The organism is Marinobacter gelidimuriae (assembly GCF_000372805.1).
Taxonomy (GTDB): domain Bacteria; phylum Pseudomonadota; class Gammaproteobacteria; order Pseudomonadales; family Oleiphilaceae; genus Marinobacter; species Marinobacter gelidimuriae.
Genome location: NZ_KB889886.1, coordinates 1 through 22,374 on the forward strand (window position 1 = coordinate 1; position 22,374 = coordinate 22,374).

At 53.5% G+C, this 22,374-nt stretch carries 17 protein-coding genes, 1 tRNA gene and 1 pseudogene; 11 read left to right on the forward strand and 8 right to left on the reverse strand.

Features of this window, described 5'->3' with window-relative positions; translation table 11 throughout:
- From A3OI_RS19755 to A3OI_RS0109520, 3 genes are all read left to right on the forward strand, one after another.
- Nucleotides 1–743, forward strand: a 743-nt coding sequence (locus A3OI_RS19755) for an HNH endonuclease (RefSeq protein ID WP_018404050.1), incomplete at its 5' end; no start/stop codon positions are given.
- Between the two features lie 55 nt (nt 744–798).
- Nucleotides 799–2,205, forward strand: a complete 1,407-nt coding sequence (locus A3OI_RS0109515; RefSeq protein WP_026224115.1) for a S41 family peptidase — start codon at nt 799–801, stop codon at nt 2,203–2,205.
- A gap of 97 nt (nt 2,206–2,302) precedes the next feature.
- The gene (locus tag A3OI_RS0109520) at nt 2,303–3,115 is read left to right on the forward strand and encodes a divergent polysaccharide deacetylase family protein (RefSeq protein ID WP_040475002.1); all 813 of its coding nucleotides are present in this window, start codon (nt 2,303–2,305) and stop codon (nt 3,113–3,115) included.
- Between the two features lie 12 nt (nt 3,116–3,127).
- Here A3OI_RS0109520 and hisF read toward each other — a convergent pair whose 3' ends face one another.
- From hisF to A3OI_RS0109545, 5 genes are all read right to left on the reverse strand, one after another.
- Entirely contained in the window at nt 3,128–3,901 is a 774-nt protein-coding gene (gene hisF / locus A3OI_RS0109525; RefSeq protein WP_018404053.1) for an imidazole glycerol phosphate synthase subunit HisF, read from the reverse strand.
- A 49-nt stretch (nt 3,902–3,950) separates the two neighbouring features.
- A complete protein-coding gene (gene hisA, locus A3OI_RS0109530) occupies nt 3,951–4,688 on the reverse strand; it encodes a 1-(5-phosphoribosyl)-5-[(5-phosphoribosylamino)methylideneamino]imidazole-4-carboxamide isomerase (RefSeq protein WP_018404054.1) in 738 nt (245 codons plus the stop codon).
- 78 nt (nt 4,689–4,766) lie between these two features.
- Nucleotides 4,767–5,405 (reverse strand): imidazole glycerol phosphate synthase subunit HisH, encoded by a 639-nt coding sequence (gene hisH, locus A3OI_RS0109535; RefSeq protein ID WP_018404055.1) that lies wholly within the window; start codon nt 5,403–5,405, stop codon nt 4,767–4,769.
- A gap of 45 nt (nt 5,406–5,450) precedes the next feature.
- Complete coding sequence (gene hisB / locus A3OI_RS0109540; RefSeq protein WP_018404056.1) at nt 5,451–6,044, reverse strand: imidazoleglycerol-phosphate dehydratase HisB; 594 nt, start codon at nt 6,042–6,044, stop codon at nt 5,451–5,453.
- A gap of 138 nt (nt 6,045–6,182) precedes the next feature.
- Nucleotides 6,183–6,647 (reverse strand): SRPBCC family protein, encoded by a 465-nt coding sequence (locus A3OI_RS0109545; RefSeq protein WP_018404057.1) that lies wholly within the window; start codon nt 6,645–6,647, stop codon nt 6,183–6,185.
- Nucleotides 6,648–6,846: 199 nt separating this feature from the next.
- Here A3OI_RS0109545 and A3OI_RS0109550 point away from each other — a divergent pair, with 199 nt between their 5' ends.
- The 4 genes from A3OI_RS0109550 to A3OI_RS0109565 all read left to right on the forward strand — a co-directional run bounded on the left by A3OI_RS0109550 (nt 6,847) and on the right by A3OI_RS0109565 (nt 10,664).
- Nucleotides 6,847–9,054 carry an AsmA family protein gene (locus A3OI_RS0109550; protein ID WP_018404058.1) on the forward strand — a complete coding sequence of 736 codons (2,208 nt, stop codon included), beginning with the start codon at nt 6,847–6,849 and terminating at the stop codon, nt 9,052–9,054.
- Nucleotides 9,054–10,115 (forward strand): A/G-specific adenine glycosylase, encoded by a 1,062-nt coding sequence (gene mutY / locus A3OI_RS0109555; protein WP_018404059.1) that lies wholly within the window; start codon nt 9,054–9,056, stop codon nt 10,113–10,115. Before A3OI_RS0109550 ends, mutY begins: the two co-directional genes overlap by 1 nt.
- An 81-nt stretch (nt 10,116–10,196) precedes the next feature.
- Nucleotides 10,197–10,469: an oxidative damage protection protein gene (locus A3OI_RS0109560; RefSeq protein WP_007349417.1), complete on the forward strand. Its 273-nt coding sequence runs from the start codon at nt 10,197–10,199 to the stop codon at nt 10,467–10,469.
- A gap of 119 nt (nt 10,470–10,588) precedes the next feature.
- Nucleotides 10,589–10,664 (forward strand) — tRNA-Phe (locus A3OI_RS0109565).
- A gap of 568 nt (nt 10,665–11,232) precedes the next feature.
- On the opposite strand, the pseudogene A3OI_RS19760 reads toward A3OI_RS0109565, so the two are convergent.
- From A3OI_RS19760 to A3OI_RS0109580, 3 genes and pseudogenes are all read right to left on the reverse strand, one after another.
- Nucleotides 11,233–11,519 (reverse strand): annotated as a pseudogene (locus A3OI_RS19760) (type II toxin-antitoxin system RelE/ParE family toxin).
- The gene (locus A3OI_RS0109575) at nt 11,516–11,809 is read right to left on the reverse strand and encodes a CopG family ribbon-helix-helix protein (RefSeq protein WP_018404062.1); all 294 of its coding nucleotides are present in this window, start codon (nt 11,807–11,809) and stop codon (nt 11,516–11,518) included. Before A3OI_RS0109575 ends, A3OI_RS19760 begins: the two are co-directional and overlap by 4 nt.
- A gap of 56 nt (nt 11,810–11,865) precedes the next feature.
- Nucleotides 11,866–12,234 carry a hypothetical protein gene (locus A3OI_RS0109580; protein ID WP_177313700.1) on the reverse strand — a complete coding sequence of 123 codons (369 nt, stop codon included), beginning with the start codon at nt 12,232–12,234 and terminating at the stop codon, nt 11,866–11,868.
- 403 nt (nt 12,235–12,637) lie between these two features.
- Between A3OI_RS0109580 and hsdR the strand changes: the two genes are divergently transcribed.
- The 4 genes from hsdR to A3OI_RS0109605 are packed head-to-tail and all read left to right on the forward strand — an operon-like array spanning nt 12,638 to nt 22,373.
- Nucleotides 12,638–15,064, forward strand: a complete 2,427-nt coding sequence (hsdR, locus tag A3OI_RS0109590) for an EcoAI/FtnUII family type I restriction enzme subunit R (protein ID WP_018404065.1) — start codon at nt 12,638–12,640, stop codon at nt 15,062–15,064.
- A gap of 52 nt (nt 15,065–15,116) precedes the next feature.
- Nucleotides 15,117–16,601 (forward strand): type I restriction-modification system subunit M, encoded by a 1,485-nt coding sequence (locus A3OI_RS0109595; protein WP_018404066.1) that lies wholly within the window; start codon nt 15,117–15,119, stop codon nt 16,599–16,601.
- Nucleotides 16,598–18,370 (forward strand): restriction endonuclease subunit S, encoded by a 1,773-nt coding sequence (locus tag A3OI_RS0109600; protein ID WP_018404067.1) that lies wholly within the window; start codon nt 16,598–16,600, stop codon nt 18,368–18,370. The genes A3OI_RS0109595 and A3OI_RS0109600 overlap by 4 nt, the downstream gene beginning before the upstream one ends.
- A 10-nt stretch (nt 18,371–18,380) precedes the next feature.
- Entirely contained in the window at nt 18,381–22,373 is a 3,993-nt protein-coding gene (locus tag A3OI_RS0109605) for an RNA-directed DNA polymerase (RefSeq protein WP_018404068.1), read from the forward strand.
- Nucleotide 22,374 lies beyond the last annotated feature (1 nt).

A 22,374-nucleotide genomic window follows, 5' to 3' on the forward strand; every position in this document is an offset into this window, starting at 1 on the left:
CCGACAAAGACACCCCTCTTCAAATTGAGCATATCGACCCAAAAGCCAACGGTGGCTCGAACCGGATCAGCAACCTGACATTGGCGTGCCGGCCATGCAATCAGGAGAAAGGCAGGCAGCCACTTGCTGATTTCTTTGCATCGTTCAAGCGGCTGAAAAACCACCAGGCCAGGCTGGATCGCATTCTAAAACAGTGCAAAAAGCCCTTAAGAGACGCTTCAGCGGTCAACTCCACCCGGTGGGCACTGCATCAGGCACTGAAGCAGACAGGCCTGCCGGTTGAAGTAAGCACTGGCGGCCGCACGAAATTCAATCGGCATCGACTGGGCATTCCTAAGACTCACGCGCTGGACGCTGCTTGCGTCGGAGAAGTCGAGATCGTAGAAGGTTGGGACGTTCCAACCTTGGCGATCAAAGCCACCGGGCGCGGCGGCTATAAGCGCACACGCTTAACAAAGCACGGCTTCCCCCGAGGCTATCTGATGCGCCAAAAGCAAGTACAGGGGTTTCAGACCGGCGACATGGTGCGCGCCGTAGTGCCGACAGGCACAAAAACCGGAACCTGGTTGGGCCGGGTCGCCGTTCGCAAGACCGGCAGTTTCAATATTCAGACAAACAGCGGTGTCATCCAGGGAATCTCCCATCGCCACTGTGTTTTAACCCAGCGAGCGGATGGCTACGGCTATCACATCCAACCTAACCAACCAAAGGAGGAGGGAGACAGGAAAAACGAGTCGCGCTGACGCACGACGCGCCATCCCTCCCCGACCTGAAGGACGGGGTATCCCGCGCAAAATGATGAAACTTGCCCAACGCACTCTTCATGCTTTACCGATGCAGGCCCTCGTTATGGCCTTCTGTTTTGCCGCTTCCGGTTGGGCTTTTGCGCAGCAGACGCCGACCAGTACCATAGCCGATCCCCACGCGGGCATTGATATGCCGGCCGAACGCGAGCAGCTACCGCTGGACGACCTGCGTAAATTTACCGCCGTGTTCAGTCGCATCAAAGACGCTTACGTGGAGGAAGTCACTGACAGCCAGCTGCTTGAAAGCGCCATAAAAGGCATGCTGTCAGAGCTGGATCCGCATTCCGCCTACTTGGCTCCAAAAGATTATGAAGACCTGGAAGAAAGCACCAGCGGTGCCTTCGGTGGCTTGGGCATCGAAGTGAGCATGGAAAACGGCTTTATTAAGGTCATTACTCCCATAGACGACACGCCCGCTCAAAAGGCAGGCGTGCAAGCCGCCGACGTGATCATAAAACTGGGTGAGCAACCGGTAAAAGGCATGTCTCTGCAAGACGCGGTAGAGCTGATGCGCGGCGAACCCGGCAGCATTCTGCAACTGACGATTATCCGCGACGGCGAAACAGGGCCGCTGGTCATTCCGGTGGAGCGCGCCATCATCAAGGTCACCAGCGTGAAATCCCGTATGCTGGATGACGGTTACGGCTATGTACGCATCACCCAGTTCCAGGCCGAAACAGGCAGCCAGTTCCGCAACGCTCTGAAGGCCCTGAAAAAAGACGCCGGTGGTGCGCTAAAAGGTGTCATTCTGGATGTACGCAACAACCCGGGCGGCGTGCTGCAGGCCGCAGTAGACACCGTTGACGCCGTGCTAGACGAAGGCCTGGTGGTCTATACCGAAGGCCGCATACAGAGCTCACGCCTGCGCTTCAGCGCCACAGAAGGCGACATACTGGCCGATACGCCCATGGTGGTTCTGATTAACGGCGGTTCCGCGTCTGCATCAGAAATTGTCGCGGGCGCCTTGCAGGACCATCGCCGCGCCGTGGTGATGGGCACCCAGTCATTCGGAAAAGGCAGCGTACAAACCGTGATTCCGCTGGATGAAACCCACGCCATAAAAATGACCACAGCCCGCTACTACACCCCGGACGGCCGTTCCATTCAGGCCACCGGCATAAAACCGGATATCGAAGTCAAACCGGCAGAGCTGAAAGAACTGGACAGCCAGCCGATGTTTACTGAAGCTGATTTAAGCGGTCACCTGGAAGGCAAGAACGAAGCCGAAAACCGTAAAAACGAAGCTCAGAATGAAAGCGCTAAGGATGTAAGCGATAACACCAAGGAATCCGCTGAAGCGGTTCTGGATCGTGACTACCAGTTGCGCTCAGCACTGAACCTGCTGAAGGGGCTGAACATCATCAGCCGCACCGGCACATCCAGCAGTGCTCAGGAATAAGTTGCTTTCCATGAGGCACTTTCCAAGGGGCGCTTTCCATGAGGCACTCCCCAAGAAGCACTTTGTGAAACCGCGGCTATCGAATACTTCGATTCGCATGTTGCTGACCATGCTTCTGGGCATGGTCAGCAACATAGCGCAGGCAGGGCCACCACCCACCATCGCCATCATCATTGATGACATGGGCCACAACCGGCTGGAAGGGGAACGCCTGGCGCGGCTGGAGCAGCCTCTCACCCTGTCGTTTCTGCCCTACCGCCGCCATACCGTAGAGCTGGCCAAATTGTCACACAGCCTGAATAAAGAAATCATGCTGCACGCGCCCATGGCCAATACCCAGCATTTCGGCCTGGGACCAGGCGGCCTGACCGAAGATATGGACCAAGCCCAACTTACCCGCACATTGCGGCGGGCTTTGCAGTCGGTGCCTCACGTTCAGGGTGTCAATAACCACATGGGCAGCTTGCTAACGCAGCGCCTGCAACCCATGGATTGGGTGATGACAGAACTGGGCCAGTACCCGCTGTACTTCGTTGATAGCCGCACCATCGCAAGCTCGATAGCCGGTGATGTCGCCCGTGCCCACCGCATCCCCAGCTTTACCCGCGATGTGTTTCTGGACCACGAACAAACCGAAGAATTTATTGACCGGCAATTCAAACTGTTGATTCAACGTGCGCGGCAACAGGGCACGGCCATCGCCATCGGCCACCCCCACAAGATCACTGTAGATTATCTGGAAAAGCACCTACCCCTGCTGGATGAGCAAGGCATTGCAATAGCAACTGTCAGCGGCGTTTGGGCCATTCGCAACGACAACAGAACCATGTTTGCAAACGAAAAAAAGCAGGCCATCGTGCCTGCTTACGCGAGAAAACCGGAATCGGACAGCAGCGCTGCCCAATTGTAATTGCTTGGCAGGCTAATCCCGCACTTCAATTCCCTGGGCTTTCATGAACGCTTTTGCCTCTGGAATGGTGTGCTCGCCGAAGTGAAATATCGACGCCGCCAGAACCGCATCCGCGCCACCGATGGTTACGCCATCGGCCAGGTGCTGCAACTCGCCTACCCCGCCAGACGCAATCACCGGCACCGTTACCGCATCGCTGATGGCGCGGGTAAGGCCCAGGTCAAAGCCAATTTTGGTGCCGTCGCGGTCCATACTGGTTAGTAGCAATTCGCCGGCACCCAGCGCCACCATCTTCTGCGCCCATTCCACCGCATCCAAACCTGTTGGCTTGCGGCCACCATGGGTAAAAATCTCCCACCTGGGTTCTTCGCCCTCGGCACTCACCCGCTTGGCATCAATCGCCACCACAATGCACTGGCTGCCAAAACGCTCGGCCGCGGTTCTTACAAATTCAGGATCAAACACCGCCGCGGTATTGATGGCCACCTTATCGGCACCGGCATTCAGCAGTTTGCGAATGTCTTCCACCGTGCGCACACCGCCGCCGACGGTCAAGGGAATAAACACTTCCGCCGCCATTCGCTCAACGGTTTCATAGGTGGTGTCACGGCTTTCGTGGCTGGCGGTAATATCCAGAAAGGTAATTTCATCGGCGCCCTGCTCGTTGTAACGGCGGGCCACTTCCACCGGGTCGCCAGCGTCGCGGATATGCACAAAGTTCACGCCTTTCACTACCCTGCCCTTGTCCACATCCAGACAGGGAATAATGCGCTTGGCCAGTGCCATGGAAATGCTCCGTTCAGTCAAAAAATCACAGTATCAGAAGATCAAAAAATCAGGCGTTCAGGCTGTCGCAGTAAGCCTGAGCTTCGGCTACATCCAGGGTGCCTTCGTAAATCGCACGGCCGGTGATAGCGCCCAGAATGCCCTGATCGGCCACAGCGCCCAGGCGCTTCAAGTCGTCCATATTGGTCACGCCGCCAGAAGCAATCACCGGTATGCCGCAAGCCTTGGCCAGCGCCGCGGTGGCTTCTACGTTCACGCCCTGCATCATGCCGTCGCGGGCAATGTCGGTGTACACAATGGAATCTACGCCGTCGTTCGCAAAACGCTGGGCCAGATCGGTTGCCATAACCTCAGACACTTCGGCCCAGCCGTCGGTGGCCACGTGGCCGTCTTTGGCGTCCAGGCCCACAATAATGTGGCCGGGGAAACGTTTGCACATTGCGGTTACAAATTCGGGTTCTTTCACCGCTTTGGTGCCAATAATCACCCACTGCACACCGGCCTGCAGGTAGGTTTCAATAATCTCTGCGGAGCGGATACCACCGCCAATCTGAATCGGTAAATCCGGATACTTGCACGCGATGGCCTTCACAATTTCACCGTTAACCGGCTCACCGGCAAACGCACCGTTCAAATCCACTAAGTGAAGGCGCCGCGCACCGGCCTCTACCCAGCGGGTTGCCATATCAACCGGATCGCCGCCGAACACGGTGGAATCGTCCATCCGGCCCTGGCGTAGGCGTACACATTTGCCATCTTTCAGATCGATAGCGGGGATAATCAGCATAGCGTTAGTTTTTCCTGAATATTTTAAATAGTTTGCCGGTGATAACGGGGTAGTTTGGGTGCTGCGGTTTCTGCCGACTTAAGCTCCGGTCCAGCTCACAAAATTCTTAAGCAATTGCAGGCCTGCATCGGCACTCTTTTCCGGGTGGAACTGCACCGCAAAAATATTGCCTTTGGCGACCGCCGCCGCAAGGTCAACACCGTAACGGGTGCGGCCGGCTATGTCGGCGTTATCTTCGGCTTCGGCGTAATAACTGTGCACAAAGTAAAAGCGCTCATCGTCAGCGATTTTGTGCCACATGGGGTGATCTTGTACCTGCTGCACCTGATTCCAGCCCATGTGCGGCACTTTTAGTCGTTTGCCATTTTCGGTCAGCTCATGGCCGAAAAAGCGAACGTGAGCGGGGAATACATCAATGCAGTCAACGCCCCCGTTTTCTTCGCTGTGGGACATCAGCGCCTGCATGCCTACGCACACACCCAGCAAAGGGCGATCGCGGGAGACTTCTTTCACCAGTTCATCCACGCCCAACCGACGGATTTCCGCCATGCAATCGCGAATCGCGCCCACACCGGGGAATATCACCCGGTCGGCGCTGCGGATAAGGTCGGCGTTGTCGGTCACCAGCACCCGGGTATTCGGGGCTACGTGTTCTACGGCTTTGCTCACGGAATGCAGGTTGCCCATACCGTAATCAATGATGGCAACGGTTTTCATAAATTCATCAGTCCAGCAGTTGGGAACAGTCTCGGGCGCCTCGGATCAGAGCGTGCCTTTGGTGGAGGGCATAATACCGGCCATGCGGTCGTCCAGCTCAATGGCCATGCGCAGCGCGCGGCCAAAGGCTTTGAATACCGTTTCAATTTGGTGGTGGGTATTTTTGCCCTTCAGGTTGTCGATATGCAGGGTAATCAGCGCATGGTTCACAAAGCCCTGAAAAAACTCGGCGAACAGGTCTACATCAAAGCCACCCACGGTTGCCCGGGTGAAAGGAACATCCATATGCAAGCCGGGGCGACCGGACAGGTCCAGCACTACCCGCGACAAAGCTTCGTCCAGCGGCACGTAGGCGTGGCCGTAGCGGCGGATGCCTTTTTTGTCGCCCACCGCTTTAGCGAACGCCTGGCCCATGGTAATGCCCACATCTTCTACGGTGTGGTGGTCGTCAATATGCAAATCGCCATCACACACCACATCCAGGTCTACCATGCCGTGGCGGGCAATCTGATCCATCATATGGTCCAGAAATGGCACGCCGGTCTGAAAGTTGGTTTTACCGGTGCCATCAAGATTTACTTCAACACTGATCTGGGTTTCAAGGGTATTGCGTTCAACCCGAGCCTTGCGTTCGACCATGTGAACTCCGTAACTAACTGTTTAAAATAATTTTAAAAAATTTTCGGTTTCAAAGACGCCAATGAATAATTGCGCCAAGTATACCGCTTATTCGTACCGGAGTCCTGCCGGTGGATTCATCGCAACCATTGCCCTGCGCTATGCAAACACTTTCTTCAGATTGCGCATGTACTGGTCTACCAGCGAGTTGAACTCGTGCTTGATAATCGGGCTGATGGCCAGTTTCAGCAGGCTCGGCAGCGGCAGCGTCAATTTTGCATTGGTCTTGAACTTCAGGGTGGACATGGTATCGCCCTTGGCGGTTATAACCCAAGACCCGCTCACCACGCCATTGCCCTGGCCCGTAACAGGCTCCCAGCGAATGGTGCCGGCATCGCGGTCAGACACATAATGGCAGGCGTACGCCGTTTGGATGGAGTACTTGTCAACGCCTACCTTCTCCATTTCCCAGAGGTAGCTGTTATCGCCCAGGTCAGTCAACTTATGCACTTTCGGAAAGTGGCTGACAGACCGGGGCACATCCGCCAGCAGGTCAAACACTTCGTCGTAACTGCCGTCAATTTCCAGCTCGCGGCTGAGTTCTATTGATACGTTGATGGCCATTGCCAACTCCTTGTTGTCATTATTAGAGGCTCTTGTTCTCATTACTAGAGACTAAGATCGTCACAGAAATACGGCGGTATTTTGGCCTAACACTACGGCATTGTCATACACTCACGCTGTTAATTTGCTAACCCTGCGTTATCCTTTGAACTATCGCACACTGATCTGAACGAAGATCTGAACGAACAGGACTCACCCAATGAAAGCACTACGTTACCTGCTCCTTACTATTGTGGCACTGATTTTACTGGCCGTAGCGGCAATAGCCGTCGCCATGCTGGTGATTGATCCCAACACCTACAAACCGCAAATTGAGCAGGCCGTAGAAAAGCAAACCAATCTCGACCTGATTCTAGACGGCGACATCAGCTGGTCGTTCATTCCCATCGGCCTGGAGCTGAATAACGTTGAAGCCAAACTCGACGGCGAACGCTTCATCGCGCTCGATCGCCTGGTCGCAGAGATCGATTTCTGGTCATTGGTCGCCATGTCGCCCCAAGTGAACAACTTTGTACTGAACGGCCTGGATGCGCATCTAAGCGTTAACAAAGAAGGCCAGGCAAACTGGCCCCGCATATTGCCGGAGAAAGACGCGCAGCAAGCCGCCCCCAGCGAACCGGCTCCGGACGCGACTGCTACAGAAACAGCGAGTGAGGGCTCGTCAGAACCACTGAACTTCAACGTCAGCAACGTCGAAATCGCCAACGCCCGGGTGCACTACACCGACGCCACCACCGGCCAGGAAATTACTCTGGAAGATTTCACTCTAGGCGCCAGCAACATCACTCTGGGTTCCGAGTTTCCGTTAGACATTAGCTTCCGGGTAGAAACCGCCGAGCCGAAAATGAGCGTAACCGGCAGCATTGCAGCCCGCCTGTCGGCCAACCAGGCGTTAGATGCATTTAGCGCATCGGGCCTGGACGCAAGCTTCGACATAGGAGGCGATGCATTCGCCGGTAAAACCGTCACCGCTAAAATCAGCGGATCACTGGCCGCCAATCTGGCTAACAAAACCGCGAAGTTCAAAGACATCAGCTTCAGCTTTGCCAACCTGAGCGCCAACACCAATCTGAATGTAGAAGGCTTTGGCGACAAACCAAAATTGGCGGGCAACATCGCCATCAACGAATTTTCATTGAAAAAACTGCTGGAGAACCTGGGCCAACCCGCTATTGAAACCAGTGACGGCGACGTGCTCACCGCCCTGGCCTTCAGTACTAACATTGGCGGAGCAGCGGGCAAGCCGGAGCTAACCGACTTAACCCTGAAACTGGACGACACCACGTTCAACGGTTCAGGCAGTTATAACCTGGCCAGCTCCGCGCTTGTTTTTCGCCTGGCCGGTGACGAGCTAAACGCCGATCGCTACCTGCCGCCACCATCGGACACCCCGGCGACTGAAAGCGGCACTGGTTCTAATTCTGGCTCTAGCACTGCGGCAGCTCAAGCAGACCCGGACTCGAAATTGCTGCCCCTGGACACCCTGCGTGCGCTGTTATTAGACATTGATTTGGGACTGAACAAGCTAACCGTCAGCAATCTCCAGATTAATGAGGTAAAAGCTAGCGCCCTGGCCAAAAACGGCCTGCTGGAAATCGATGACTTCAGCGGCAAACTCTACTACGGCAGCTTTAACGCCAATGCCAGCATCGATGCCCGCTCCGACACTCCGAAATGGAGCATAAACACCGACGTGGCAGACGTACAAACCCTGCCGCTGCTGAACGACCTGGCGGAAGTAGACATGCTCTCTGGCGGAGCAAACCTCAAAATAACCGCCAAATCCACCGGCAACACCATGGCCGCATTGCGCGGTAACGCCGATGGCAAAATTACCTTTAACCTGGCAGAAGGCGAGTTCCGCCGTATGAACCTGACCCGCCTGGCATGTCAGGGCATTGCGCTGGTGAATCAGGAAACCCTGGGTACGACCGACTGGGGCACTACCACACCGTTTAATGACATGCGCGGTACCCTGGACATTAACGGCAACACGCTGAACAACACCGAACTGCTGGCGTCGCTTGCCGGTATGCAGCTGGAAGGCCAGGGCAGCGTAGACATGCAGCAAACCCTTGTCGACTACGAACTCGGCCTGCGTATTGTGGGCGAAATCCACCGCGACCCAGCCTGCCGGGTAACCGACATTGTGAGAAACGTGGTTATACCTCTGGAGTGCCGCGGCAACCTGAGCGATGACCCAGCAGGGCTCTGCTCCTTCGACGGTTCGCGCTTCCGCGACAGCCTGCAAGACATCGCCAAAAACGCAGCCAAGGCCAAAGCAGAGCAAGAAATAGACCGCGCAAAAACCAAAGCAGAAGACAAAGTAAAAGAGAAGCTGCAGGAAAAACTGGGTGAAGGCGCCGGCGACAAAGTGAAAGACGCACTCAAAGGTTTCTTTAACTGATGACTGACAGCTTTGCCCCAGCCCTTTTGAAGTGGTTTGATGAACACGGCAGGCACAACCTGCCGTGGCACCACAACCGCACCGCATACCGGGTGTGGGTGTCGGAAATTATGCTGCAACAAACCCAGGTAGCCACGGTTATACCTTACTACCAGGCGTTTATGCAGCGTTTTCCAGACGTTCACTCACTGGCGTTAGCCCCTACAGACGACGTGCTCAGCCACTGGTCCGGCCTGGGTTATTACGCCCGCGCCCGCAACCTGCGAAAAGCCGCGCAAGCCGTGGTGCAGGAACACAACGGCGAATTCCCCCGCGACCAGCAACAACTGGAAGCCCTAAGCGGCATCGGCCGTTCAACCGCCGCCGCTATTCTGGCCCAGTCCTGGGATATAAAAGCCGCCATACTGGACGGCAACGTCAAGCGGGTGCTGGCGCGCTACCACGTTGTAGCCGGCTGGCCAGGGCAGACTGCTGTGCTACAGAAACTTTGGCAATTCGCCGAACAGCACACGCCCAACGAGCGTATTCGCGACTATACCCAAGCCATTATGGACCTGGGCGCACTGGTATGTACCCGCAGCCGCCCAGGCTGCGAACGCTGCCCGGTGCAGCAAAACTGCCTGGCCTACGCCAACAGTGAAACCGCACTTTACCCCGGCTCGAAACCGAAAAAAGCCAAGCCCGAAAAAACCACCTGGATGCTGATACTGGAAGACAGCGACGGCCGCATACTGCTTCAGCGCCGGCCACCCAGTGGCATCTGGGGCGGCCTATGGAGCCTGCCAGAGCTTGACCCAGCATTGGGTGAAGACGAACTGCAGCAGGCCTGCGAACAACAGCTAGGCCTAAGCTGTGGTGATCCACAACGCATCAGCGGCTTTCGGCACACCTTCAGCCATTACCACCTGCACATACAGCCAGCGCGAATGAGCGCCGAACCCCAGAGCCGCGTTGCCGACGACAATCACCGCTGGCTGCACCGTGATCAAGCATTGAGCCTGGGCTTGCCAGCCCCCATACGCACACTGCTGACAGACCCCGAACAGACCACGCTGCTGTAGCAGCCCGGCAGCCTTATTACTGATATGATGCGTAAAATCTGATTTCCCGCTAAACATACTAAAATCCCCACAGGAGCCCCCATGAGCCGTAACATTTTCTGCCGTAAACACCAGAAAGAAATGGAAGGTCTGAACAACCCGCCCATGCCCGGCGCCCGCGGCCAGGACATCTACGACAACATATCCAAAGCCGCCTGGGACGAATGGCAAAGCCAGCAAACCATGCTGATTAATGAAAAACACCTGAGCCTGATGGACCCGAACACCCGCAAATACCTACAGGCGCAGATGGAACGCTTCTTTAACAACGAACCCTTCGACAAAGCCGAAGGCTACGTACCACCTGAGAAGTAACCCCTAAACGCGGCCTAACGGGCAGCACTGAAAACTTTAACAAATTTTCAAAAGCCCTCTTGACTCAGTGCAGCCAAACCGGTTTAATAGCGCCCCGTTGCAGAGCAGTATTGCAACATGCCCGGATAGCTCAGTCGGTAGAGCAGAGGATTGAAAATCCTCGTGTCGGTGGTTCGATTCCGCCTCCGGGCACCATTAAGAATTCAGATGAAACCCGCCTAGTGCGGGTTTTGTTTTTTCTAAAACCTGAAATGTAAGCAATATGTAAGCAGATTTGGTGAATACCCATCAGGTGCAAACCGCTGTTGCCTCCCTGAACCTCGATAACGAAAAACATTAACAGCCGCTATACACTACACGGGGTTTTGGGTCCTTTCCACCGGGTCTAGCCACCGGGGGAAGCGCGGAGCGCGGTATTTGGCTGTTTTCAAAATCTCTATAGCACCACAATTCGAGTTTTATCACCGGTGGGGTTTAGTACGATACGGCAGTACGGTGCATCCTTGGATTCATAGAATAAGAACAGCGATTAATGGTGCTGGTATTTTCTTACTCATAGGCAACCCGTATCAAGAAGTAATGATAACGCTAAAATAACAGCGATCCGACAGGGACGCCCGGTGGAGGCTCGGAGAGGCGAAACGGATTTAATAGCTTTTTATGTTCTACGGCAAACCCCAACACCTTGGGGCCTTCTGCGCTATTTTCTGGTTCGAAAAAATTAGTTACCTGCAAAGACACAAACTCGGCATTGAACGCGGTTCTATTCCGTCATTGGCGGCCACTGCCTAGCCGCGTGAAGGACACGTAGCACGCGCACCAGATCCCCGAGCAAGTCATAGATCAGGATATAGTTCTGATGTGCAACCAGCTCGCGGGTATCGGCTAAACGGCCAGGCGACCAAGGTTTGGATGATCGACCAAGCTCAACGCTCTCTCCGACAACAGCTCATCAAGAGTTAAAGCGCCGACTGGATTGTCGGCCTCGATGTAATCATAAATATCGTCGCGGTCTTTTATCGCCTCTGGAGTCCAGAACAATTCCATCATTCAGATGCGTCAAGTCTAAGGCGCGTTGCAGTTCGCCGGGCTGCAAATTTGGCCTCTACCTCGGCGGCGGGGATCAAGTTGCCGGCATTAGCCGAATCCAGACCATTTTTCACTTGGCGACGAAACCAAACGTCATGCCCAGCGGCTTCCTCTTGCTGACGCACAAAGTCACGCATGAAGTCGCGCAAAAGTTGCGCCCCGGTGCGGTCGCGGGACTTGGCAGCTGTGGCGAACTCGGCTTTTAGACCTTCATCCACCCGGAAGGTGAAGGTTGCTGTTGCTTCAGTCATGGTTGAGCCCTTTTGTGTTACAAGAAAAGTACATAGTAACACTCGGAGGATAAAACTCAAGAGATCTCGTTTTGTCGCGTAAGCCCAAAGGTATGGAACTCCCTCTGTAAGCTATCGCCTGCCAGATTTTTGCCTGTATAAACGTAATTCTCGAAGCTCACCATCAGCTTCCTTCGCTTCGGAAGCAACTGGCCCCGCTTGAATGCAGTTCGGGCTGATGACGTGTCGAACCTCGACAGTGCAAGCTTCAAAACATGGCCCTCGACGTGTGCTTCTTCAATCGCGAAATCCTTAAATGCCGTACGCATCCCATGAGCGGTGGCCATACGCCCGGATTTCGGATCAACAAACCCTGGGCCACCGTTTCTCAGGTCTGCGTGGTGGATCTCTTTCACAGTCAGGTTGAGCGCATTCTCGCTCATCATTTCCTTGCCACGAACCCAGCTAATTCGCCATTCCGACCAATTAGCCGCAGTTCGGCATAATTTTTAATGCTTTTCCGAATTCACAATTGCAGAGACATACTTCTCAAAGCTGTTCATGAGCTTCCGACGCTTAGGAATCAGCTGCGCTCGCTTGTATGCCCCTCGGGCCGACGATGTTTCGAGGTGCGACAGCGCAAGCTCCGAAACATAGTCATCAACATGACCTTCTTCAGTAGAGAAGTCCTTAAAGGCGGATCGCATGCCGTGGGCAGTGCCTGCTTTGTCGGACTACACGTCTACAGACCTGCCCGGCCTTCTGCATCCCGTCTAAATACGCTACTCTGAAGCCATAAAACTGCGGAAAACCATACGGTTGAAAACGAGATGTATAGGCGGCGAGTGCATGGACAAGAAAAAGCTCACAGAGCGGGATATCTGCACCAAGTTTATCAATCCAGCTTTAGAACAAGCCGGCTGGGATATGCTGAAACAGGTACGGGAAGAAGTGTCATTTACTGCTGGCCGAATCATCGTGCGGGGCCGCTTGCACACCCGGGGCAAACGCCGCCGCGCGGATTACGTTCTCAGCCACAAGAAGAACATGCCCATTGCCATCATCGAGGCCAAGGACAATAACCACAGTCTTGGCGACGGCATGCAGCAAGGGCTGGCCTACAGCGATGCTCTGGACGCCCCCTTTGTGTTCAGCAGCAACGGCGACGGCTTTCTGTTCCATGACCGCACCGGGCTATTCGGCCAGACCGAAACCACTCTGCAACTGAGCGAGTTCCCTTCGCCAGAAACACTTTGGAATCTGTATTGCCAGTACAAAGGCATTAGCAGCCAGGCGCGGAAAATTGTGGAACAGCCCTATTACGATGACGGCAGCGGACGCACGCCGCGTTACTACCAAACCGTGGCCGTTAACCGCACCGTAGAGGCCGTTGCCAAAGGCCAGAACCGTATTCTGCTGGTAATGGCCACGGGCACCGGTAAAACCTTCACAGCATTCCAAATTATCTGGCGGCTTTGGAAGGCAAAACAAAAGAAGCGCATCCTATTTCTGGCCGACCGAAACATCCTGATCGACCAGACCAAGAACAACGACTTTAAACCCTTCGGCCAGGCGATGACCAAGGTCACCAATCGCACGGTAGACCCGTCTTACGAGATTTACCTGTCTCTTTACCAAGCGGTGACCGGCAGCGAAGAAGAGCAAAATATCTACAAACAGTTCTCGCCGGACTTTTTCGACCTTATCGTCATCGACGAATGCCATCGCGGCAGCGCCTCGGTCGATTCCGCCTGGCGCCAGATTCTTGATTACTTCTCCACCGCCACCCACGTTGGCCTGACTGCGACGCCAAAAGAAACCAAAGAAGTGTCTAACACCGATTACTTCGGCGAGCCGGTATACTCCTATTCGCTCAAACAAGGCATCGAAGACGGCTTTCTGGCGCCCTACAAAGTGGTGCGGGTAGACTTGGACAAAGACCTGCAAGGCTGGCGCCCATCCAAGGGCCAAACTGACAAGCACGGCGAGCTGATAGATGACCGCATTTATAACCAAAAAGATTTTGACCGCCAGCTGGTGCTGGTAAAGCGCACCGAAGTAGTCGCTGGCAAAATCACAGAATTTCTGGAAAGCTCTGACCCATTCCAGAAAACCATCGTGTTCTGCGAAGACATCGACCACGCCGAACGCATGCGCCAGGCACTGGTGAATCTGAACCCGAAGCGAGTGCAGGAAAACCGCAAATACGTGATGCGCATTACCGGTGACGAACAGGAAGGCAAAGCTGAGCTCGACAACTTCATCAACCCGGAAGAACGCTACCCCGTTATTGCCACCACCAGCAAACTGATGACCACCGGCGTGGATGCCCAAACCTGCAAACTCATCGTGCTGGACCAGCGCATACAATCCATGACCGAGTTCAAACAAATCATCGGCCGTGGCACCCGCATCAACGACGACTACAACAAGCACTGGTTCACCATCCTGGACTTCAAAAAAGCCACCGAACTGTTTGCAGACCCGGATTTTGACGGCGACCCGGTGAAGGTTTACCAGCCCAAAGCCGGCGACCCAATTAATCCAGACGCGGATGAAGCAGACGACGGTTCAGAACCCGACGAACACCCCTGCGCTGAAGACGCGGAAGGCTATGAAGTAGACCCAGCGTCAGGTTGGGAAAACGACGACGGCAATACCTCTGGCGGTGAGGAGGACGAAACAGGTAAGCCAAAACGGATAAAATACGTGGTCGGTAACGTTGAAGTCGCCGTTATTGCAGAGCGAGTCCAGTACCTGGGGCCGGATGGCAAGCTCATCACCGAAAGTCTGAAAGACTTCACCCGCAAACAGGTAAAAGAACAATACGCCTCCCTAAACGACTTCCTGCGTCGCTGGCACCAAGCGGACCGCAAGCAGGTCATTATCGACGAACTGACGGAACAGGGCGTTATCTGGGACGACCTCATAAAAGACGTCAGCAAGAAGTTGGGCGCCGAGCCAGACCCCTTCGATGTTATCTGCCACATCGTTTACGACCAGCCACCGTTCACCCGCAAAGAACGCGCGGAACAGGTGCGCAAGAACAACTACTTCAGTCAGTACGAAGGGCCCAGCCGGCAGGTTCTGGACGCGCTACTGCAGAAATATACCGATACCGGCATTGAGTCTATTGAGGATGTTAAAATCCTCACCCTCGCGCCCTTCAGCCAGATTGGCGCGCCGATGGAACTGATTGATGCTTTCGGCGGCAAACCTGGCTACACCGAAGCGGTAAGAAGCCTCGAACAAGAGCTGTACCGGAAAATCGACTAATCACCGGCTTTCGTAACCCCCCTATTTTTTACATCTCAGGAATGCATTACCTATGTCTATCAGCAGCACCATTAAATCCATTCAGGACATCATGCGCAAAGACGTTGGCGTGGACGGCGACGCCCAGCGCATAGGCCAGTTGGTGTGGATGCTGTTCCTGAAGATTTTTGACGACCGCGAACAAGAATGGGACGTCCTCTACGACGACTACAAATCCCCGCTTCCAGAACAACTGCGCTGGCGTAACTGGGCAGCCGACCCAGAAGGCATGACCGGTGACGACCTGAAGAACTTTATTGATAACAACCTGTTTCCCGGCCTGCAAAACCTGGAACCCGCCGGCGACGATTACCGTGGCGTGGTTATCCGCAACGTATTTGAAGATGCCTACAACTACATGAAATCCGGCCAGCTAATGCGCCAGGTCATCAACAAGTTGCAGAGCGGTGTGAATTTCAACAAATCCGCCGAGCGTCACGAGCTTGGCGATATGTACGAACAAATCCTAAAAGACCTGCAAAGCGCAGGCAACGCCGGCGAATTCTATACACCCCGCGCGGTTACCCAGTTCATGGTCAATCGGGTAGACCCAAAGCTAGACGAAAAAGTGATGGACCCTGCTTGCGGCACCGGTGGCTTCCTGACCTGCACCATAGACCACAAGCGCACACGCTATGTAAAAACACCGCAGGATGAGCAGACCCTGCAACACACCATCATGGGCGTAGAAAAAAAGCCCCTGCCCCACCTGTTGGCCACCACCAACCTGATACTGCATGGCATCGAAGCACCAGACCAGGTCAAACACGACAACACCCTGGCTCGCCCGTTGATCAGCTGGGGCTCGAAAGAACGGGTAGACGTCATCATCGCCAACCCACCCTTTGGCGGTATGGAAGAAGACGGCATAGAAACCAACTTCCCCAGCGCCTTCCGCACACGGGAAACCGCCGACCTGTTCATGACCCTGTTTATCCATCTGCTGCGCAGTGGTGGCCGCGCTGCTGTGGTGCTACCAGATGGTTTCCTGTTCGGCGAAGGCATGAAAACCCGCCTGAAAGAAAAGCTGCTAAGCGAGTGCAATCTGCACACCATCGTACGCTTGCCCAACGGCGTGTTCAGCCCTTACACCGGCATCAAAACCAACCTGCTGTTCTTCACCAAAGGCAAACCCACCGAAAACGTGTGGTTCTACGACCACCCCTACCCGGACGGCGTGAAAAACTACAACAAAACCAAACCCATGCGGTTTGAGGAATTTCAGACAGAAATCGACTGGTGGGGCAGCGAAGCCGACGGCTTTACCAGCCGCGAGGAAACCGAGCAGGCGTGGAAAGTGTCCATCGACGACATCAAGGCTCGCAACTACAACCTCGACATCAAGAACCCTCATCAGGGTGAGCTGGTCAATCACGACCCAGAAGAACTGCTGGCCAAGTACGAGCAGCAACAGGCCGAGATTCAGGAAATCCGCCACCAGCTGCGGGACATCCTGGCCAATGCGCTCAGTCACGACAGTGCCGGAGGTGAGGCGTGAGTGGGCGTGAACTAATTACAGAACGCCTGGACTTGTGGACTGGGGCGGTCACCAAAAAATCCAGCAGTGGCCGGGGGAGTAATGGCAAGATTGAGTTGACTGGGATTAAGAAGCTGCGGGAATTGATTCTAGAGTTGGCGGTGCACGGAAAGCTCGTTGACCAAGACCCAGGAGATACCGCTGCGTCAGAACTGCTCAGCCGAATCACTGACATTCGGAAAGATTTGATTATCGGAAATAAAATAAAGAATTCCAAACCACTGCCGCCGGTACTTCACGAGGAAGCTCCTTCTAGACTCTCAGATGGCTGGGCATGGACCCGTTTGGGAACAATCGCCGAAATCAATCCGCGCAACACCGCCGCGGACCTGACAGAAGCCTCGTTTATACCGATGCCTCTGGTGACTACCTCCTACCATGGCGAACATGGAGATGAATCCAGAGCTTGGGGTGAGATAAAGAAGGGCTATAGTCACTTCGCTGATGGCGACATTGGATTAGCCAAAATTACACCGTGCTTCGAAAACAGCAAAGCCGCGGTTTTCAGAAGCCTGAGAAACGGAGTTGGTGCAGGCACGACGGAACTGCATGTTGCTCGACCGCTATCCACGGCCATAAACCCATACTTCATCCTCTTGTTCCTGAAGTCACCAAAGTTCCTAGCTGAAGGTAAAAAGGTGATGACCGGCTCCGCTGGACAAAAGCGTGTTCCAAAAGACTACTTCGCGCAGACACCATTGCCGCTGCCACCGGAGGACGAACAGTACCGCATCGTCCAAAAAGTCGATGAACTCATGGCCCTCTGCGACCGACTGGAGCAGCAAACCAGCAACCAGCTCGAAGCCCATGAAACACTCGTGGACACCCTGCTCGGCACCCTCGCCCAATCCCAAAACGCCACCGAACTGGCCGACAACTGGACTCGCCTCGCCGCCCACTTCGACACCCTGTTCATCACCGAACAGAGCATCGACAAGATCAAGCAGACTATTTTGCAACTGGCAGTGATGGGGCGATTGGTGGAGCAGGATGCGGGAGATGAGCCTGCAAGTGAATTCATGAAAAGGCTTGAAATCACACAGCAGGAACTCAGCAGCGAGTCTAAGCAGAGAAAAACGAAGCCCCTGCCCCCTATTGAAGAGTCCGAAGGACCATTTCGGCTTCCACCAGGCTGGTTTCTCTCGCGCCTCGATGACATTACAGACATCCAAGGCGGTATTGCAAAAGGCAAGAAGCTATCTGACAAAAAAATGCGCTCCCTACCTTACCTGCGTGTCGCTAATGTTCAGCGTTCGTCACTGGACCTTTCCGAAATAAAAGATATTGAAATAGCCGAGAACGAGGTTGAGCGTTATCTGGTTCATCCTCGAGACCTGCTCATAACAGAAGGAGGCGACTGGGATAAGGTAGGCAGAACCGCAATTTGGGACGGCAGCATCAATCCGATGGCTCACCAGAACCATGTATTCAGAGCCCGACTGATAATGGACGAACAGAACGAACGGTGGTTCGAGAAGTATCTGAATTCACAGTTTGCGCGGGACTATTTTGCCGGCTCAAGTAAGCAGACCACCAACCTGGCCTCCATCAACAAAACCCAGTTGCGGAGCTGCACTATTCCACTGCCACCACTGGAAGAGCAGGCCCGAATCGTCGATAAATTCGATGAACTCATGGTTTTCTGCGACCAACTCAAGGAATGCCTGTCCCAGGCTAACAAAACCCGTTCCCAGCTGGCTGAAGCAGTCGTGGAACAAGCAATCAGTTAAGGACAACGCAATGCCGGTTTTAGATAAAAAGTACGACAAGCTTACGTTGAACGGCGACTACCTTAACGATCCACTGCTCATGGCGCTCGCGTGGAAGAAGGCACATGACTATATCCGTACAGCCAACTGGTACGCGGATAACTTTGAACTCGATGTGTCATCTATCGATTTGCCGAATCGCTGTAACGAATGGGTCAACGATATTCAGGAAAAGCTTGAGTTCAAACCACTCGAGCTCGTTCCAGCTCCAAAATCCCATCCATGGGAATTTGTTAAGCCAGAAGATCCGTTTAAGGTAGCGGAGTACAAAGTGATTTGGCAGCCCAAAGTCACTCTCAAAGTTGAAGGGGGTTCTGCTCGTGAGCAGAAGGATGGCGACAAAGACCTATTGAGACTGAGACCTTTAGCCCACATAGGCATTCGTGAACAAGCGATTATGACACTTGTCATGATGTGCTTGGCAAACGAAGTTGAGTCCATGCAAGGTGACCCATCAACTGACTACGAGAATGTTCATGAAAAAGGCGTAGCCAGCTACGGCAATCGACTCTACTGCCGCTATAAAGATGACAAGGCTGAGCACAGCTACGGCGCAACGACCACCTACAGCAAATACTTCACTGATTACCGAAAATTCCTCGAACGCCCATACCATTTTGCTAGAAAAGAGTTGCAAGAAAAATCGGAAGAGGAAGAGGTATACCTGTTGGAGCTGGACCTGTCTCAGTTTTTCGACTGTATCAACCGAGAGATACTTGTCGAGAAAATTGAGACACTGGCAAATCAGCAAGAGCCCAATGAAGAACTCGATAGATTAGCCAGTAAAAGCGTGCTTAGCGCGTTTAAGGACTGGGACTGGTCACAGTCAGCGAAAGATAGATACAAGAAATTGTGCTCCTCGGATGAGGTACGTGAAGCACCGCCAGGACTCCCCCAGGGACTTGTTGCGTCTGGCTTTTTAGCCAATATCTATATGGCAGAGTTTGACGGCTATATGAGAAAACTCATAGGTCAAGCCATAAACGAGCTAGGCGACATAAGACTTTCTGATTACTGCCGTTACGTTGATGACATGCGCCTTGTATTGGTTGGCCCCAACCGGGAAAAGCTAGAACGCGCGCCCCATGAAGAAAGCTCCCAAGACCAAACTCATTTGGACATAATCAAGTCAGCATTACTTGGTAAAATAATGCCTGAGCTAAAAGCTCTGAATCTTAAAGCTAATAAAAAGAAAACAAAAATTGAAGTTTTCAGAGGCAAGTCTGTTGGTATTTCGCACACACTGGAGGATATTCAGACCAGTGTGTCAGGTCCGGTATCAAATGAGGATGCGGAGATTCACCTTGGTCAGCTTGAGTCACTACTCGTTCTATCGAGCAGTGATGCTGAGGATCAAACTGAAGGCTCAGGGCGCTTTAACCGGCTTGCTGCAATAGAGAAAGGCATATTTGATGTCCGCGAGGACACGTTGAAACGCTTCGCAGCCAATAAAATATCGAGCTTACTGAACAATATACGCCATTTTACTTCACGCAAAACCGATGAAGACGGCCAAGCAAGGCCAGGTGACTGGGACTACTTGCAGGAGAGGCTCGCTCGGCGATTCATAGCCTGTTGGAGCCGAGATCCCGCATTGGTTTTATTGCTCAAAAAAGGACTCGAGCTCTTCCCAAGCACTAAACTACTTGAGCCGGTACTGGATCAACTTCGCTACCTCAAAGGGTTACCGTACTCCTTCGAGCTTGAGGCAGATGACCCGCAAGCCATGCGGCAGGCCGCCATTGGGAAGTATTGCCTCGCCGAGGTTTTCCGGCATACGGCTACCATCATTCATCGTAAAGATAGACAGGCAATTCCTGCCCACGCAGACATTGATGGATTTTTCGAATTACTACAGACCTCCGCGATAGCAGTTATCTCCAGACCCGCAGGGTTAAATGACACGGGAAGCATTGAAAAGGATGCAAAGTTCGCCCCACTGGCATCGCTCCGGCAAGAGGACTTTGAGTTTTTAGCAGACCAAGCCAGATTCCTGCTGTTAGTGCGGTTAGACACCACTCTGGAAGCAAGCTCTGGCTCACCGTTCCACGACTTTATTTTTAAACTGGCCAAAGGATTTCGGAACACCCCCCTACCCGCCGAAGTAGATAATCGTGATATCGCTACCGCAATACTAATTGCCAGTCAGTTGATAGATGACTCGAAACCACTCCTCCGTTCGACTGCGAGCCTACTGGAAACTCATGGTGAGGCAGCAGAGATACTAGAGCTGATTGCGATACAGGATACAACGCTTTTCCATGCTCTTATTCTTCATGCTCGGGTATTACCGTATACATGGCTCGAGAAATCAGGTGTGTCTGAGCTGGTACAGAAGCTCTATATAGGAGTCAGACCGTCAGCTAAAGCGCTTTCTGAGATTAAAACTCGCATCTCGCTATATAAACTTATCTCGCGCCCGGACAATCCCTTTGGCAATGAAATCATGGCGCTCAAGCTCATGCAGGCGTTGCTGGATAAAGAGGCCGAGTTCGCCAAGGCAAATCGGGAAGATATCATTGACTTGGCGAAGACAAAAGTAACGTTTGAGAAGTTTTCAGCCCCACCTATCTTCGACGTTTTTGAACACAGCCTCACCATTGAGCTAGAATTTCATCCAACTTTCAAGAAAGCGGCGAAACACCTTCACCCCGAACACGACGAGACCTTTGTACTGCAACGCACCGCTCTGTGCTTACGTGCCGCTTTAGCAGGCTCTGGCGACCCTACAGGTTTTGGGCAAACTATTTCCCCGAGAACTGGCTACCGTGGTCTAAAAACAACACAGTACAAAAGACAAATTGGTCTTCTCACGACGCCCGAATCTCTTGCTGGTGAATCTGCTCAGTTCTCTGGCTGGCTTACCACTCTGCTCTCAAAGCTACTCAAGTGGCCAGGTATTCGCGTAAACGACCAAGGCTATCCCTGGCCTGCTGAACTCACTATTGAAAATGTCAGAAAGTTAGTTGAAGAGCGGCTCACCAAACTCAAGGAATGCTACTGCCAACAATCCCACATGCCCGGCCTTTCCGAGTTGATTTCACCGGACTGGGACGCAGCCAAAAGAAGTCTGATTGTAGCCATGGTTCAAACCAAAATGCCGCAACAAAAGGACTTCGTTGAGCATGGCTTATTTCTGGATGACCCCGAATACCGCGCAAGTCACAGGCGACATTTGGCACGGGTCGCGAAACTGGTAACCAAGCATATTGAGGCCCAACATCTTAAGAAGCCAACCAACGGTGACCGTGAACAGGATATAGATCTAATAGTGCTACCTGAGCTGGCCGTCCACCAGGACGATATGGATATCCTGATTCACCTATCCCGAAAAACCCACGCAATTGTCGTTGCCGGCCTTGGTTTCATTAATCAGTCAGGTGTGAAAGGCCCAAATAACTGTGCCATCTGGGTAGTGCCCAGAAAACACAATGGCAATCGGAACGAAATCCAAAAATTTCAGGGCAAACACCACATGACTACTCCTGAAAAACAGATGAATATTCAACCGTGGCGGCCCTACCAGCTATTGCTTGAACTTGCCCATCCGGCCTTTCCGAATGCTCCGGGCTTTACTCTCACGGCGGCCATCTGCTTCGACTCCACGGACATAGCGCTGAGCGCAGACCTGCGCGACAAGTCCCATGCGCTTTTGATTCCAGCACTCAACCGAGATGTAAACACCTTCGACTCCATGGTTGAAGCACTCCATTATCACATTTACCAGCACGTTGTTCTCGTCAATACTGGCGAATATGGCGGCTCTTACGCTATGGCACCGTATGACGAGCGGCACAACCGGTTGATTGCTCATTCGAACGGCAATGACCAGGTGACAATAAACACCTTCAAGATGAATATGTTTGATTTCCGGCGTGACGGGGTTGGCTCGGGCATGCAGTCAGGCATAAAACAAAAATCTGCCCCGGCCGGTGTTGCCATCAAACAAACAGGGAGCAAATAGG